Here is a 15508-nt window from a genome sequence, read left to right as displayed (position 1 = left end):
GGTTATGCAGTTTTGAATTGATTCTTTGCAGCGAATACCTGCCCGGCGACCCTACGCCTTGCTGGCAGGTTTCGCGGCGCGGCGTGGTTTTTTCGCCGCCGTGCCGGTTGCTTTCTCGGCGCCTGCAGCCTTGCGCGGGCTGGCCTTGCGCTTTTTCTTCCAGGGCGGCTTCACACCTGCCGGGCTCGCCGGACCGCTGATGGACATGCGCATGCCGACGCAGCGGCTCACGTGCTTGCTCATCCAGGCGGCCTGCCGGGTAACGAACTCTTCAAGGCTCATTTCGCCACTCTGCACCATGTCCAGCGCCTGTTCCCAGATGGCAGTGGTGCCTGGGTCGGCGATGGCGCGCGGTACGGCATCGATCAGGCTGAAAGCCGCTGGCGTGGCACACAGCGCTTTGCCCTGTTTGGTGAGGTAGCCACGATCCAGCAGGCCCTGAATGATGCCCGCGCGCGTCGCCTCGGTGCCGATGCCGGTGGTGTCCTTGAGCTTCTGCTTGAGCAGCGGATCTTCCACCAGTTTTGCGACATTCTTCATCGCCTTGATCAGATCGCCTTCGGTGAACGGCTTGGGCGGCTGGGTCCAGAGGTCTTTGAGGATGACATCGGCAACAGCGCAGTCGCAGCCCTGGATCAATCTGGGCAGTGGCTGCGGCGCAGGGGCCTCGCGACCTTTTGCCGGGGCCAGCGCCTCGGGCATGGCACGCTTCCAGCCCGGTTCTACGATCTGTTTACCGACGGCGCGCAAGGCATGACCTGCGCAGTCGAAGTCGGCCTGGGTGCGGTCGTACTCATGATTGGGCAGAAACTGCGCCAGATAGCGGGCTCTGATCAGCGTGTAGACCGCTCTCGGTTTGCCGGTCAGGCGCTCGATGCCTCGGGCCGCTGCGGTGGGGATGATGCCGTGGTGCGCGCTGACCTTGGCATCGTTCCATGCCCGAGAGCGGCGTTGTGCATCAAGGTGCGGCATCAGCTCGCCCAGCGCCGGATCGGCCTTGCCCAGCGCCGCTATGATACTCGCGGCTTCGCTGTGCTGGCTGTTGGGCAGGTAGCCGCAATCGCTGCGCGGGTAGGTGATCACCTTGTGGGTTTCGTACAGGGACTGGGCGATGTCGAGGGTTTCCTGAGCGCCGAGGCCCAGCTTCTTCGAGCAGATTTCCTGCAGCGTGCCGAGATCGAAGGGCAGGGGCGCCGCTTCACGAATTCGCTCGGTGCGCAGTTTGACCAGCCGGGCGCTGCCTGCCCTGCGAATGTCTTCTGCTGCTTGCTGCGCCAGCGGCTGATTCAGGCAGCGGTCCTGATCATCGCAGACGTCCGAAGGCGCTCGCCATTGGGCGATGAACGCCTGTTGTTCATGCAGCAGCTTCACATCGATGGCCCAGTAAGGCACAGGGACGAAATTGGCAATGCTGCGGTCGCGGTCCACGACCAGTCGAAGTGTCGGGGTCTGCACGCGTCCGACCGGCAGCACGCCCTGATAGCCTGATTGTCGGCCCAACAGGGTGAACAGTCGGCTCATGTTCATGCCGATCAGCCAGTCGGCGCGGGAACGGCCCAGCGCCGAGTGATACAGGCTGAAAGTATCCGCACCGGGCTTGAGTGTGGCCAGCGCCTTGCGGATCGAAGCGTCGTCCAGGGCGGACAGCCACAGGCGTTGGATCGGCCCGCGATAGCGGCAATGCTCGACCAGCTCCCGGGCAATCATTTCACCCTCGCGGTCGGCGTCCGTGGCAATCACCAGCTCTTTTGCCTCCCCCAGCAGACGCTTGACCGCCTTGAACTGACTGGCGGTTCTGGGTTTGACCAGCATCTTCCATTGCTGCGGAACGATGGGCAGGTCTTCCAGCACCCAGCGCTTGTAACGGGCGTCGTAGGCATCCGGCGGTGCGGTTTCCAGCAAATGGCCGATGCACCAGGTCACGGTGGCATTGGCACCCACCCAGCAGCCGTCCCCACGCCGCGTTGCGCCGAGCACAGCCGCGATGTCTTTGGCCTGAGAGGGTTTTTCGCAAAGGAACAGCCGCATGACTACCGTCTTCGATTACCGGTGGTGAAGGCTGCAAGGATGAACTTTGAAGCGGCGATGGGCAAGTTTTATCTGTATGGATATACAGATAAGTGCTCTGGAGGCCATATTTGACTGATCAGAACCCAGGAGAACTGAAAGGTGACGTGAGCCAAGCGCATGACGTGGATAACGCTGGAGCTTGTCCACGCATCTGCGCCACATTCAAGAGCGGACGCGGAGCGTCCTGGGAGGCATTCCCACGCGGAGCGTAGGAACGATCAGCGTGATCTCAGGCACGCCGATCATGCCCATGGGGTGTGCATTCAGTCAGTCACTTTCGTTTTGGCCCCCGTTCTGCGCGTCTTGCAGACTTGTGTATAACGGCGAGTGCTCCGCGTGGGAATGCCTCTCAGGACGCTCCGCGTCCCGGCGACGCATCTGGAGTAACGCGTGATCATGCCAGCCAAACATCCCTGCCGCTAAACCGCAATCTCCACCTGATCACCATTCAACCGTACCGGCCAGACCTCCAGCCGCTGCTCCGGATATTCCAGGCAGGAGCCGTCCTGCAGGCGGAAGTGTTGTTTGTACAGTGGCGAGGCGATCACCAGATCTCCGGCGATCTGGCCAATCAGTCCGCGCCCGATCACGTTAGCCCCGGACTTGGGGTCGCGGTTATCGATGGCGAAGAGCTTCTCGCCGTCCGCTGTATCAGGCACATAGAACAGCGCAACCTGCGTACCGTCGAGCCATGCCACCACGCCTGAGTTGGCGACCAGATCCTGGCGACCGCACAGGGCATGCCAGTGCAGGTGAAGTGTGGACTGAGCGTTTTCTGCAAAAGCCGTATCGGACGAGTTCATCAGACCACCTCCTTGAACAATGGGATCAGCTTGAGTTCTTCAGGTCTTGCCGGACGACGCTGGGCGCGCTCCTTGACGAAATGCACGTCCGGGTCGCCACGGCCGTCGTTGACGAAGGTGCGGAAGCGTTTGAGCTTTTCCGGATCCTTCAGTGCGTTGGCCCATTCGCATTCATAGCGATCGACCACCAGTTGCATCTGCGATTCGAGTTCCGCCGCAAGCCCCAGACTGTCGTCGAGGATCACGGCCTTCAGGTAATCCAGCCCGCCTTCCAGCGACTCGCGCCATACGGACGTGCGCTGCAGCTTGTCGGCAGTACGGATGTAGAGCATCAGAAACCGGTCGATGTAGCGGATCAGGGTCTCGTCATCCAGGTCGGTGGCGAACAGCTCGGCGTGACGCGGGCGCATGCCGCCGTTGCCACACAGGTACAGGTTCCAGCCGTTTTCGGTGGCAATCACACCCACGTCCTTGCTCTGCGCTTCAGCGCATTCACGGGTGCAGCCTGACACCGCGAACTTGAGCTTGTGTGGCGAGCGCAGGCCCTTGTAGCGATCTTCGATGCGCAGCGCCATGGCGACGCTGTCCTGAACGCCGTAGCGGCACCAGGTGCTGCCGACACAGGACTTCACGGTACGGGTCGACTTGCCGTAGGCGTGACCGGTTTCGAAGCCTGCTTCGATCAGTTCGCTCCAGATGTCCGGCAACTCGTGCAGTTGCGCGCCGAACAGGTCGATACGCTGACCGCCGGTGATCTTGGTATACAGGTCATACTTCTTGGCCACCGCCCCGATGGCGATCAGGCCGTCGGGCGTGATTTCACCGCCTGGAATGCGCGGCACGACCGAGTAGGTGCCGTTCTTCTGCATATTGGCCATGAAGGTGTCGTTGGTGTCCTGCAATGGCACCAGCGAAGGCTCGGTGATTGGCCGGTTCCAGCACGAAGCCAGGATCGAGCCGACCGCAGGCTTGCAGATGTCGCAGCCGTGAGCACCCTTGCCGTGCCGGGCAAACAGTTCCTCGAAGGTTTCGATGCTTTCGACGCGGACCATCGAATACAGCTCCTGACGGGTGTAGGCGAAGTGTTCGCACAGGCTCTTGTCCACCGCCACGCCGCGGGCGATCAGTTCATGTTCGAAGACTTGCTTGAGCAGCGCGGTACAGCCGCCACAGCCAGTCGCCGCCTTTGTGCAGGCCTTGATTCCGGCAAGGTCAGTGCAGCCATCGTCGATGGCCGAGCAGATCGAGCCCTTGCTGACGTTGTGGCATGAGCAGATCGTCGCGGTGGCGGGCAGGGCGTCGGCACCCAGTGTCGGCGCGCCTTCGCTGTGCGGCAGGATCAGGCTCGACGGATCGGCAGGCAGGGTGATGCCGTTCTGCGCGTATTGCAGCAGCGTGTCGTAGTAGCTGTTGTCGCCAACCAGCACGGCACCCAATACCTGTTTGCCGTCAGCCGACACCACCAGTCGGCGATAGCTGGCGGTGGCTTCGTCGATGAAGCGATAGCTGACCGCACCGGCCAGCGCGCCGTGGGCATCACCGATGGAACCCACGTCCACGCCCAGCAACTTGAGCTTGGTGGACATGTCCGCGCCAAAGAAGGGGTCGGTGTCCTTGTCGCACAATTGCGCCGCTACGCCACGGGCCATCTGGTAGCCCGGCGCAACCAGACCGAACACGCTGCCGTTCCAGGCCGCGCACTCGCCAATGGCGTAAATGTCTTCATCGCTGGTGCGGCAGTGTTCGTCAATCGCAATGCCGCCACGCGGGCCCAGTTCGAGCTCGCACTGGCGGGCGAGGGCGTCCTGCGGACGAATACCGGCGGAGAACACGATCAGGTCGGTTTCGAGGAATTCATCGTTGGCGAAATTCATGCGGTAGCGGTATTGCTTGCCGTCAGTGATCGACTGAGTGGCGCGTGACAGGTGCACGCCCACGCCAAGCGCTTCGATGCGAGCCTTCAAGGCAGCGCCGCCCAGTTCGTCGAGCTGGACCGGCATCAGGCGTGGTGCGAACTCCACGACATGAGCTTCAAGGCCCAGGGATTTCAGGGCGTTGGCCGCTTCCAGTCCCAGCAGGCCGCCACCGACCACCACGCCACGACGGGCTTTGGAGGCCGCGAAACGGATGTTGTCCAGGTCTTCCAGCGTGCGGTACACCAGCTTCGAATTGCCCTGCGCGCCTTCAATGGGCGGCACGAACGGGTACGAGCCCGTGGCCAGAATCAGCTTGTCATAACTGAAGCAGCCTTCAGTGGTGATGATCTCGTGGCGATCACGGTCGATCTCCAGCACCGGCACGCCCAGGTGCAGGGTCAGGCCCGCCTGTTCGTAAAGCGCCATCTCGCTCATGGCCAGCGACTCGGCATCGCGCCCGGTGAAGTACTCGGACAGGTGCACGCGGTCGTAGGCACGCTGTGCCTCTTCGCCGAACACATGAATGCGATAACGCTCAAGCGCGCCGCCTGCGATCAACTGCTCGACGCAATGATGACCGACCATGCCATTGCCGACGACGATCAGGGTTTTTACATCGTTGTGGGGGAAGACTGTGGTGTTCATGGCTAATCCCGGCCGAGGCCAATCAGGTTTTTTTGAAGCAAAAAAAAAGCGCCCGGAACCTTTCGGTTCCAGGCGCCTTTGCCTGTTCTCTTATGTGTAAAGGGTGCGGATCGAGCCTCGTTGCCGGATGCACCTGATGGCCCTGAGGTCTCCATGAGACTGGCGATCTGCGTCGATCAACCGGGGCGGCCCGACCCTATTGAAGGTGGGGTTGTCTGGAACAATGCAGGGGTTGTGCCAGCTTGGTGTCGATCATTGATGAGTGACCGCGCGCCTCGTGTTTCCGGGCGTCTTGAGCGACATCAGGGTCCTGGAGCAGGTGTCGGGATGGCCGGGCAGGCTGCATTGCAATGGTGCGCAACGGACGGGTTGCGCTGTAAAGGTGTGCATGGAAGAGGATAGGTTGCGGATGTGGAGCGTCACGGGCATGCCCACGCGGAGCGCTCATCGTTAGACACAAATCCGCCTCACCACTGATCGTGCCCATCGCTCTGCGTGGGCATGCCTCCCGTGACGCTCCGCGTCACATGGCACAGATTGCGGACTCAGTGAGCCGGGCGCATGACGTGGATAACGCTGGAGCTTGGGCAAACATCTGCACCGCATTCAAGAGCGGACGCGGAGCGTCCTGGGCGGCGTTACCACGCTGGGAACGATCATCATCGTATTCCTGCATGAGGTCTTGTGGACACCGATGAGCGCAGTGCGATGGGCACGATCATTACCCGTATGAAGCTGGCGCAGCATTTGTATTACCCTGCGTCTTCATTCACAAGATCCGTTGCCATGACCCTTACTATCCAGGAAGTCACCCGCGCCGAAATCCCTGAAACCATCGAGTTCGCCATGCGTGCCCGAGCCGAGGTTTTCCCCATGCTCGATGCCTCGGTGCTCCCTGCCGATCTGGCAGCCTTCGAACAGGTGTACCTGAATGGCGACAGAGGCAAGTTCCTGACTGCACGTCATGACGGGAAGATCATCGCGGCTGTCGGCTATCTGCCGTTCGATCATCGCTTTCCACAACTGGACTACACCGGTCGTGACACGGTGGAGATCGTGCGCCTTTACGTCATGCCTCAGTTCCGGGGTGACGGTCTGGCCAGTCGCCTGTGTGAAGCGCTGTGGGCGCACGCCGAAGCCCGCGGGATAGAGGTGCTGTACCTGCACACCCATCCGTTCCTGCCCGGCGCGATCCGCTTCTGGGAAAAGCAGGGATTTTCGGTGACCGACGTTGAAACCGATCCGGTGTGGAACACCACGCATATGGAGTGCGTGCCCGGCGAGCGGCAACGGAATCCCGAGGGCAAGTAAACGCCTGCCCTCAGGACTGACTCATATCAGCGCGGAGCGCGCTGGCGTGCGGTCTTCATCAGGTCTTCAGGCGTGATATGGCCGACGACTGCCTTGGCCGCTGCGCTGCCCGGCAGTGGCAGGTCCAGAATGTGGCCTTTCATCTTGCCCACCACGTGCATCTCACAGGGTTTGCAGTCGAACTTCAGGGTCAGCACTTCGTCCCCATGAATCAGTTGCATCGGTGCGACCTTGGTGCGCACGCCGGTTACGCCCTTGGCCTGTTTCGGGCACAGGTTGAACGAGAAACGCAGGCAGTGCTTGGTGATCATGACCGGCACTTCGCCGGTCTCTTCGTGCGCTTCGTACGCCGCATCGATCAGTTGCACACCATGACGGTGGTAGAAATCTCGCGCTTTCTGGTTATAGACGTTGGCCAGGAACGACAGGTGCGACTCAGGATAAACAGGAGGCGGCGTGGTTTCAGCCTTGCGGCCGCCCTGAGGATGCGCCTTGAGGCGTGCTTCGGTCAGCGCTTCGATGGTGTCGCGGCGCAGGGTCTTGAACTGGGAGTTGGGCACGAAGAACGCCTGGGGTGCGTCCAGCCTGATGTCCTGAGCGTGGTAAATCGTGGTGCCCAGTTGGGACAGCAGGTCGCGCAACTGGTCCAGCGCCTGTTCCGGCTTGTTCGCCGCGCCAAACGGGCCGTCCAGATGCGTCGTGACGCTGACGCCTTCTTCGCTGGTTGCGGTCAGGTTCAGGCGCTCTTCACGCAATTCGACCTGCCATTGGATGCCGATACGGCGTTCGGCCGAGGTCTTCAACAAGGCCTGCTGCCAGTTGTGGTCCAGATTACGGCTCAGCGGGTGATTCGGACGCAGGCGGGAGAGGGCAGAAGGCATCTCGTTAGGCTCGACGCGATAGCGCCAGCGTTTTTCACCGTCTTCCTCGAATTCGCCTTTGAGCTCCGCGACGTTGGCGCGGAAACCCACCACTTCACGCTTGATCAGCACGTTCAGCCCGTCGCCGTTGGACAGCGGCTCGTGGGTGACGGCAATCAGGTCGCGCTTGCCCAGTTTCTCCACGCTGCCGACCAGCAGGCCGGTGAAGGTCGGCGTGTCGAACGCACCGATGTCGATCTTGCGGTCGCTGACGAAGTAGTCGGTGCTGCCACGGTTGAAGGTCTTTTCCGGGTCCGGCACGAAGAAGTGCGCAGTACGGCCGCTGGAGGCGCGCGCCAGATCCGGGCGGTCTTCCAGAATATCGTCCAGACGCTGGCGGTAGTACGCGGTGATGTTCTTGACGTAGCCCGCATCCTTGTAACGGCCTTCGATCTTGAACGAGCGCACGCCTGCTTCAACCAAGGCGCGCAGGTTGGCGCTCTGGTTGTTGTCTTTCATCGACAGCAGGTGTTTTTCGAAGGCCACGACGCGACCCTGATCATCCTTCAGGGTGTATGGCAGGCGGCAGGCCTGGGAGCAGTCGCCACGGTTGGCGCTGCGGCCGTTTTGCGCATGGGAGATGTTGCACTGCCCGGAGAACGCCACGCACAGCGCGCCATGGATAAAGAATTCGATGGCCGCGTCGGTTTCGTCGGCGATCTCGCGGATTTCCTGCAGGTTCAGCTCACGTGCGAGTACCAGCTGAGAGAAACCGGCCTGATCGAGAAACTTCGCCCGGCCCAGCGTGCGGATGTCGGTCTGGGTGCTGGCATGCAGCTCGATGGGCGGAATGTCCATGTCCAGAACGCCGAGGTCCTGCACGATCAATGCGTCCACGCCCGCGTCGTAGAGCTGGTGAATCAGCTTGCGGGCCGGTTCCAGCTCATCGTCATGCAGGATGGTGTTGATCGTGGTGAAGATGCGCGCGTGGTAGCGATGGGCGAACTTGACCAGTTCGGCGATATCGCTGACCTCGTTGCAGGCGTTGTGTCGTGCGCCGAAGCTTGGTCCGCCAATGTACACCGCGTCGGCGCCATGCAGGATGGCTTCACGGGCGATGCTCGTGTCCCGTGCGGGGCTGAGCAATTCCAGGTGGTGTTTGGGTAGGGACATGGCTACGGCATCCGACGGCGGGCAAAGCGCGCATTGTAGTGCCATGGGCCGCGCTGCGCACCTGCGCTGATCGCTGCGGCGGCATTTACTGACTGTCGGTGGGGTGGAGGCGGCTGTTTCAGGGCGATCGCAGACGCAGAATCCGCGAGCCATCGAACGGGTCTGTCAGCCAGCGGCCCACCACTCCGAAGGTCTCCAGCAGCCGCTCGGGAGTCAGCACGTCTGCGGGTACGCCCAGCGCGACCATGCGGCCCTTTTCCATGACCGCCACCCGGTCGCAGTCCAGCGCCTGATTCAGGTCATGCAGGGCGATGACCGTGGTCACCGGTAACGCCTTGACCAGACCGAGAATGGTCAACTGATGCTGGATATCCAGGTGATTGGTCGGCTCGTCCAGCAACAGGATGCCCGGTCGCTGTGCCAGCGCCCTTGCGATATGCACCCGCTGCCGCTCGCCGCCGGACAGGGTATGCCAGGCGCGCTTGACGAAAGGCAGCATGTCCACGTCCACCAGCGCCTGCCGAACGATCCGGTCGTCGTGGTCGCTCCAGGGTGCAAGCGCCGACAACCAAGGCGTGCGGCCCAGCTCCACGGCATCCAGTACCGTAATTGCGTCACTGGTTTCTGCCTGTTGCTCGACCACCGCCAGCGCGCGGGCAATGTCGCGCCGGTTCAGGCTCGACAGAGGCCGTTCGCCGATCGTTACCTGACCGCTGGACGGCTTGTGGATGCCGGACAACAGCTTGAGCAGGGTCGATTTGCCCGAGCCGTTCGGCCCCACGATGCCCAGCGTTTCGCCTTGCGCGATGCTCAGATCCACGTCGCGCAGCAGTGTTGCGCCGCGAACCGAATAGCCAAGCCCTGTGCAACCGAGCGCCGGGGTGCCGATATCGGGAGTGAAGGCGTTCATCGTGTCCTGTTCCCCTGAATGAGGATCAGCGCAAATACCGGTGCGCCGATCAGGGCGGTGATCACCCCGATGGGCAGCGCCTGGCCCTTGATCAGGGTGCGGGAGAGAATGTCCGCAGCGATGAGGAACAGCGCGCCGCTCAAGGCGCTCAGTGGCACCAGCCGGGCATGGCGCACGCCGGTGAGCATACGTACAGCGTGGGGGATTACCAGACCGACAAAACCGATGGACCCCACAATCGAGACCATCACTGCCGTGACCAGGGCCGCAGTGGCGATCAACACGATCTGCACCCGCCGTACGGCGATGCCCAGAGACGCGGCGGAGTCGCTGCCGAAGGTGAAGGCATCCAGTGCGCGCCGATGCCAGAGGCACACCAGAAGGCCAAACAGCGCCGCCGGGACAGCCATCCACACCGAGGGCCAGCGTACGCCACTCAGGTTGCCCAGCAACCAGAACATGATGCCGCGCGCCTGTTCGGAGCTGGCCGACTTGGTGATCAGGAACGAGGTCAGCGCGTTGAACAGTTGCGAACCGGCAATGCCCGCCAGAATGATCTGCCCGGCCGCGGTGTTGCCCCGCGAGGAATGGGCGAGCAGGGCAACCAGAGAGAACGCCACCAGCGCACCGACAAAAGCGCCTGCCGACATGGAAATGACCCCGGCACCGAACCCCAGAATCGCCACCATGACTGCGCCGGTCGAGGCGCCGGCTGAAATGCCCAGCAGATAAGGGTCCGCCAGCGGGTTGCGCAACAGCGACTGCAGCACCACGCCACAAATGGCCAGCCCGGAACCGCAGGCTGCCGCCACGATGGCGCGGGTCAGCCGGTAATTCCAGACGATGCCTTCATCAATGGGGTCCAGCACATAGCCTGCCGCCCACAGTTTGTTGGCCAGCACCTGGAACACCACCTGCAGGCTGATCGAGGTCTCGCCAATGGCAGCGCCGACGATGATCGCCAGCAGCAGCACTGCCGAGACCCAGATCACATGGCCGAGCGCGACGGGCAGTTTCATGGAGTGGCGTTGAAACGGTTGGCGGCGGCGGACAGCTCTTCGATGCCGGTGAACAGGCGCAGGCTGGCCTGCATGCCTTCGGCGTCGATGATCACGATGCGGTCGTGCTTCACAGCGTCCATGTTGCGGGTCACCGGGTCAGACTTGAGGAATTCGATTTTCCTGCGGTAATCGTCGGCCGGAAAACGGCGACGGTCCATGCGGGCGATCACCAGAATGCTCGGGTTGGCCTTGGCGATGGTTTCCCAGCCAACGGTCGGCCACTCTTCATCGGACTGGACGATGTTACGCATCCCCAGATTATTGAGCATGAAGTCTGGAATACCCTTGCGACCCGCGACGAAAGGGTCGGCTTTCAGGTCGGAGCTTGAGAACCAGAACACTGCTGATACGTCTTTGTCGTGGTTCTGTTTGACGTTGGCCACTGCAGCGCTCAGGCGGGCCTTGAGATCGGCGACCAGTTTGTCGCCGCGCTCCTGCGCATCAAAGATCTGCGCCAGTTGCTCGATGCTCTTGTAGATGGTCTCGATGCGAAACGCTTCGAGGCGCGTGCCGTCGGCGCCGACCAGATTGTCCTTGCCTTCGCAGTCGGACGGCATGAGGTAGGTCGGGATTTTCAGTTCGTGGAACTGCTCCCGCGTGCCGACTGCGCCTTGCTTGCCGACCATCCATTCCAGCTGCACGGCAACCAGTTCGGGACGTTTGCCTATCACGGCCTCAAAACTGGGTTCGTTGTTGGCCAGGCGCTCGACCTTGTCGTTCTGCTCTTTGAAGCGCGGCAATACATCGTTGAACCACAGGGAGGTGCCGACCAGTCTGTCGCCCAGGCCCAGCTCGTAAAGCATCTCCGTGCCCGACTGGCCGATGGTCACTGCTTTGGTCGGCGCATGCTCGAACGTCAGCGAGTAGCCGCAGTTTTCAAGGGTCAGCGGATAGTGGGTCGGTGCGGCGAACGCAAGGCTTGAAAAGGTCAGGCTGGCAGCGAGTGCGGCAAGGCGGGGCAGTGACATGGAATGCGACCTCGATTCGAACGTGTGTCAGGGCGCACGCACAACAGGAAAACACATCCCGGCCTGCCGGAAACGGCAGCACTCGGCGCACCAAGGCCAGACGCAAGGATGTCCTTCCCGGGCACCCCGCCGGTTAGTGATTGATACAGGTCGGCAGGTCTCCTGACTGGCATGTCATCACCTGGCTCCGGCCTTCCCGGGGATCACCCAGTGGCAGTGGTGGAGCAGGCTCGATGCCTACAGTTGCGGGGGCAGTTTCGTTTCGGCTCGTGGCGTGAGGCGGGCGAATTCCCTGTTAGTTCCTCTCGGAAACCGACGGGCGGCATGGTAAACGATAAGGGATGGGCTCGCTATGGCTTTGCACGCAGGCGTTGCAGGCTGTTGATCAGGTGCAGACGCATGGCTGCACGGGCGGCGTCGCGATCCTGATGGGCGAGGGCGTCGAAGATCTGTTCCTGCTCGCGTTGCTGAATATGAGGATCGTCTTCCATCTGCAATGACGTGATGTTGCCGAAACCACTGCGCGCGCGCGGCAGAATGCTGCTGCCCAGCTGGTTCATCACATCGGTGAAGAAGCTGTTGGCGGTGCACAGGGAAATGCGGCGATGGAATTCGTAATCGGCCTGCAGGGTGTCCTGGCCGGTCCGTACGCAGCGGTGCAGTTCGTCGAGCGCCTGACGAATGGCGCTCAACTGTTCGGGCGTACGACGTTGTGCAGCCAGCGCGGCGGCTTCGGGCTCCAGGCTCAGTCGCAATTCTATGATTGCCACGGCGTCGCCGGGTGTGCCGATGGACAGCTCGTCCGACGGATCGGCCCTGGCCTCGGAGGCGTCGACAACAAAGGTGCCGATGCCATGCCGGGTCTCGACCAGTCCTTCGGCCTGCAGGCGTGACATGGCTTCACGGACAACGGTACGACTGACCCCGGTTTCACGAATGATCACCTGCTCGGTGGGCAGTTTTTCGCCGCTCTGGATCTCGCCTTCGCGAATTTTGCGGGCGAATTCGGCAACCAATTGCTGGGTCAGGCTGGAACGGCGGCCTTTAGGGGATGCGGTAGGTTCCATGGCGGGTGATCAGGTCCGTGTCGGGGCGCTGAGTATAACCTCACTCAGGGCGTGTTTTGTGCGGGGATCGCAGCCTATACTCGGGTATTCGATAGACATGAGGCTGCAATGTCGGACAACGCGCTTTCCTCGCAAAAGAATCACCGCCGCCTGGCTGAAACCCTGGTCGACCGCTTTGCCCAGCGCATGCGTGACGGAGTGCTTCAGCGTGGCGAGAAGCTGCCTTCCGAGCTCAACATCATGGAGGCCGAGGGCGTCAGCCGCACGGTGGTGCGCGATGCGTTGTCGCGAATGCAGGCGGCGGGGCTGGTGGAAACGCGTCATGGGGTCGGGACCTTCGTGCTCGATATGCCACCGCCGGAAGGGTTTTCCGTCGGGCCTGCCACTATTGTCACGGTGGCGGATGTACTGAACCTGCTGGAGTTTCGTCTGAGCCTTGAGGTCGAAGCGGCAGGTCTGGCGGCACAACGGCGCAGTCCTGAAGCATTGCTGGAGCTCAAGCGGGCCTTCGACGCCCTGCTGGAGGGGCCGCAGAAGTCCGGAACGACCATCAACGCCGACTTTCAGTTTCACCTCAGGATTGCCAAGGCGTCCGGCAATGCCTACCTGATCGATATCATGAAACACCTCGGCACCAAGCTGATTCCCCGCACCCGGATGAACTCGGCCTACACCGGCCAGAGCGACCGAAATGCCTATCTGGCTGGCATCAATGCCGAACACCGGCAGATCTACAGCGCCATTGCCGAAGGCAACGTCGACGCCGCCCGCTCGGCCATGTACCTGCACCTCAACGGCAGCCGCATGCGCCTGCGCAGGACACAGGCCCTGTACAGCGACTGACATCGAAGGGACGCAGAGCGTCCCGGGCTGCATGCCGACGCGGAGCATCGGCACGATCAACTTTGTCAGCCCTACCTGATCGTTCCTCACGCTCCAGCGTGGGAATGCCTCTTGGGACGCTCCGCGTCCCGGGCTGCATGCCGACGCGGAGCATCGGCACGATCAGCTTTGTCGGCCTTACGCTGATCGTTCCTCACGCTCCAGCGTGGGAATGCCTCTTGGGACGCTCCGCGTCCCGGCGACCTGCGGCAGTGCTCGGCCAACCCTCAAAGAAAGTTGTACTGCACACCCACCCGCAATCTCAGCTGGCGCTTGTCGTCCTCGGAGTTGACCTTGATGTCGCCGACTTCGAAAAACGGCACCCAGTTCTTGTCCCATTTGTATTTGAAGGCTGCGTTCTGTTCATAGTCGGTCTTGTCGTTGTCGTAGCGGATGTAGTCGGCGTCGAAGTAGGTGAACTGATACTCGTAGGACCAGGGGCCTTTGGTGGCGTAGTTGACCCAGACGTCGTAGCGGTTGACTGACTGATCGTTCATCTGGTTATCGGGCATGTCCCTGTTGACGCGGTCACGGTCGAGTTTGATCGAGTCATACCGGTAGCGACCGGAAAGCGTCAGTTGATCGGTGACCTTGTAGCCGACCTTCAGCCCCATCTTGTAGGCCGTGGAGCGCTCGATGCTTTCCAGTGCGAGGGAGGGGGTCAGCAGCCACTTGTCATTGAGCTTGTGCTGATAACTGACCGTCAGTTCGTGGCCGTTGCCAACGGTGTTGTCGAACGCGACGTCCTGGCGATCACCCGCCGTTTTGTACTTCAGTTCACCTTCAAAGCCCCAGCCGCTGTCCAGCCGCGTGCCGAACTTGACCCGGTCGGCGTGCATGCGGGTGCTTTCTGCGTATTGGTGGCGATAGTTGATGTAGGCGCTGTCGGCATGGGTCCATGCGCTTGGGAACAGGGCGGCCAGGGAGAGCAAAGCGATTGATTTTTTCATTTTTTTATTCTTGTTCGAGTGAGAAAAAAGGTGTTTGAGGTAAATCGCAGGCAGCCGGATCCGATGGCCGGTTCGGCCAGGGATCACGCTGTCAGCAGGGTTCGTTGGTGTGCAGGACCTGCAGCGGTCATCCGCTCGGTCGTGCGTCCATGTCGCGGCTGGCCTGGATCAGCAGTCGTGAGTAGTCGTGCTGCGCCTGATCGTTGCTCAACTGGCTGCTGTCGAGCGTCTCCACGACCTGGCCCAGTTGCATGACGGCAACCCGGTCGCACAGGTGCGCGACCACGCCCAGATCGTGCGTCACCATCAGGTAGGTCAGGCCCTGCTGCTGACGAAGGTCCGCCAGCAGGTTGAGGATTTCAGCCTGCACCGAGACGTCGAGCGCCGAGGTCGGTTCATCCAGCAGCAACACGCGCGGCTCCAGAATCAGCGCTCTGGCAATCGCGACTCGCTGACGCTGGCCACCGGACAGTTGATGCGGGTAACGAAAGCGGAAACTCTCGTTGAGGCCGACGCGGTTCAGCACGTCGCAGACGCGTCGGTCACGCTGATCGATCTTGTGGATGCTCAGCGGTTCCTTGAGGGCCGCGTCAATGGTGTGACGCGGGTGTAACGAAGCGTAGGGGTCCTGGAACACCATCTGCACGGTGCGGTAATGGCTGGCGTCGAGCTTGCGGCCGACCTGCTGGCCCGACACGCTCAAGGCACCTGTCCAGTGGTGGTACTGCCCGGCCAGACAGCGCAGCACAGTGGTCTTGCCCGACCCCGACTCGCCGACCAGCCCGAACGACTGACCCTGCTCGACCTGCAGGTTGACGTCGCGCAGCACCTGATTCAAAGCAGTGCCCGTGCCGAAGCTCAGGTTCAGTGAATTGACTTCAATCATTGCCAT

Annotated in this window: 12 protein-coding genes and 1 riboswitch; of the genes, 2 read left to right on the top strand and 10 right to left on the bottom strand. The window is 61.8% G+C overall.

Annotated elements, in window-relative coordinates; all coding sequences use genetic code 11:
* Nucleotides 1-51 precede the first annotated feature (51 nt).
* From AC0IXS_RS02895 to nirB, 3 genes are all read right to left on the bottom strand, one after another.
* Complete coding sequence (locus AC0IXS_RS02895) at nt 52-2028, bottom strand: DNA topoisomerase III (RefSeq protein ID WP_122669217.1); 1977 nt, start codon at nt 2026-2028, stop codon at nt 52-54.
* A 461-nt stretch (nt 2029-2489) separates the two neighbouring features.
* Nucleotides 2490-2873 carry a nitrite reductase small subunit NirD gene (gene nirD, locus AC0IXS_RS02890; RefSeq protein WP_057411052.1) on the bottom strand — a complete coding sequence of 128 codons (384 nt, stop codon included), beginning with the start codon at nt 2871-2873 and terminating at the stop codon, nt 2490-2492.
* Complete coding sequence (gene nirB / locus AC0IXS_RS02885) at nt 2873-5434, bottom strand: nitrite reductase large subunit NirB (RefSeq protein WP_471823717.1); 2562 nt, start codon at nt 5432-5434, stop codon at nt 2873-2875. Before nirB ends, nirD begins: the two co-directional genes overlap by 1 nt.
* A gap of 786 nt (nt 5435-6220) precedes the next feature.
* Here nirB and AC0IXS_RS02880 point away from each other — a divergent pair.
* Nucleotides 6221-6745: a GNAT family N-acetyltransferase gene (locus AC0IXS_RS02880; RefSeq protein WP_449116850.1), complete on the top strand. Its 525-nt coding sequence runs from the start codon at nt 6221-6223 to the stop codon at nt 6743-6745.
* A 26-nt stretch (nt 6746-6771) separates the two neighbouring features.
* On the opposite strand, the gene AC0IXS_RS02875 is transcribed toward AC0IXS_RS02880, so the two are convergent.
* The 5 genes from AC0IXS_RS02875 to AC0IXS_RS02855 form a co-directional block, all read right to left on the bottom strand.
* Nucleotides 6772-8778, bottom strand: coding sequence for a peptidase U32 family protein (locus AC0IXS_RS02875; protein ID WP_122690188.1), 2007 nt, complete (start codon nt 8776-8778; stop codon nt 6772-6774).
* A 118-nt stretch (nt 8779-8896) separates the two neighbouring features.
* The gene (locus tag AC0IXS_RS02870; RefSeq protein WP_122669213.1) at nt 8897-9688 is read right to left on the bottom strand and encodes an ABC transporter ATP-binding protein; all 792 of its coding nucleotides are present in this window, start codon (nt 9686-9688) and stop codon (nt 8897-8899) included.
* Nucleotides 9685-10707: a FecCD family ABC transporter permease gene (locus AC0IXS_RS02865; protein WP_122669212.1), complete on the bottom strand. Its 1023-nt coding sequence runs from the start codon at nt 10705-10707 to the stop codon at nt 9685-9687. Before AC0IXS_RS02865 ends, AC0IXS_RS02870 begins: the two co-directional genes overlap by 4 nt.
* Entirely contained in the window at nt 10704-11717 is a 1014-nt protein-coding gene (locus tag AC0IXS_RS02860) for an ABC transporter substrate-binding protein (RefSeq protein ID WP_191954240.1), read from the bottom strand. The genes AC0IXS_RS02865 and AC0IXS_RS02860 overlap by 4 nt, the downstream gene beginning before the upstream one ends.
* 135 nt (nt 11718-11852) lie before the next feature.
* Nucleotides 11853-12049, bottom strand: a riboswitch (cobalamin riboswitch).
* Nucleotides 12050-12067: 18 nt separating this feature from the next.
* Nucleotides 12068-12784: a FadR/GntR family transcriptional regulator gene (locus tag AC0IXS_RS02855; protein ID WP_057411046.1), complete on the bottom strand. Its 717-nt coding sequence runs from the start codon at nt 12782-12784 to the stop codon at nt 12068-12070.
* 108 nt (nt 12785-12892) lie between these two features.
* Here AC0IXS_RS02855 and AC0IXS_RS02850 point away from each other — a divergent pair, with 108 nt between their 5' ends.
* A complete protein-coding gene (locus AC0IXS_RS02850; RefSeq protein ID WP_057411045.1) occupies nt 12893-13627 on the top strand; it encodes a FadR/GntR family transcriptional regulator in 735 nt (244 codons plus the stop codon).
* Nucleotides 13628-13893: 266 nt separating this feature from the next.
* Here the strand turns inward: AC0IXS_RS02850 and AC0IXS_RS02845 are convergent, their stop codons facing one another.
* Both AC0IXS_RS02845 and AC0IXS_RS02840 read right to left on the bottom strand, forming a co-directional pair.
* Nucleotides 13894-14616 carry an oligogalacturonate-specific porin KdgM family protein gene (locus tag AC0IXS_RS02845; protein ID WP_122432372.1) on the bottom strand — a complete coding sequence of 241 codons (723 nt, stop codon included), beginning with the start codon at nt 14614-14616 and terminating at the stop codon, nt 13894-13896.
* Between the two features lie 127 nt (nt 14617-14743).
* Nucleotides 14744-15508, bottom strand: coding sequence for an ABC transporter ATP-binding protein (locus AC0IXS_RS02840; RefSeq protein WP_122669278.1), 765 nt, complete (start codon nt 15506-15508; stop codon nt 14744-14746).

Source organism: Pseudomonas sp. AC016 (genome assembly GCF_979253365.1).
The sequence above is the reverse complement of the archived record's forward strand: the minus strand, read 5'-3'. Positions and strand labels throughout refer to the sequence as shown.

Excerpts from the sequence above, each read along its gene's own strand:
- AC0IXS_RS02895 (WP_122669217.1), bottom strand. The coding sequence starts at position 2,028 with ATGCGGCTGTTCCTTTGCGAAAAACCCTCTCAGGCCAAAGACATCGCG.
- nirD (WP_057411052.1), bottom strand. The coding sequence starts at position 2,873 with ATGAACTCGTCCGATACGGCTTTTGCAGAAAACGCTCAGTCCACACTT.
- nirB (WP_471823717.1), bottom strand. The coding sequence starts at position 5,434 with ATGAACACCACAGTCTTCCCCCACAACGATGTAAAAACCCTGATCGTC.
- AC0IXS_RS02880 (WP_449116850.1), top strand. The coding sequence starts at position 6,221 with ATGACCCTTACTATCCAGGAAGTCACCCGCGCCGAAATCCCTGAAACC.
- AC0IXS_RS02875 (WP_122690188.1), bottom strand. The coding sequence starts at position 8,778 with ATGTCCCTACCCAAACACCACCTGGAATTGCTCAGCCCCGCACGGGAC.
- AC0IXS_RS02870 (WP_122669213.1), bottom strand. The coding sequence starts at position 9,688 with ATGAACGCCTTCACTCCCGATATCGGCACCCCGGCGCTCGGTTGCACA.
- AC0IXS_RS02865 (WP_122669212.1), bottom strand. The coding sequence starts at position 10,707 with ATGAAACTGCCCGTCGCGCTCGGCCATGTGATCTGGGTCTCGGCAGTG.
- AC0IXS_RS02860 (WP_191954240.1), bottom strand. The coding sequence starts at position 11,717 with ATGTCACTGCCCCGCCTTGCCGCACTCGCTGCCAGCCTGACCTTTTCA.
- AC0IXS_RS02855 (WP_057411046.1), bottom strand. The coding sequence starts at position 12,784 with ATGGAACCTACCGCATCCCCTAAAGGCCGCCGTTCCAGCCTGACCCAG.
- AC0IXS_RS02850 (WP_057411045.1), top strand. The coding sequence starts at position 12,893 with ATGTCGGACAACGCGCTTTCCTCGCAAAAGAATCACCGCCGCCTGGCT.
- AC0IXS_RS02845 (WP_122432372.1), bottom strand. The coding sequence starts at position 14,616 with ATGAAAAAATCAATCGCTTTGCTCTCCCTGGCCGCCCTGTTCCCAAGC.
- AC0IXS_RS02840 (WP_122669278.1), bottom strand. The coding sequence starts at position 15,508 with ATGGCAATGATTGAAGTCAATTCACTGAACCTGAGCTTCGGCACGGGC.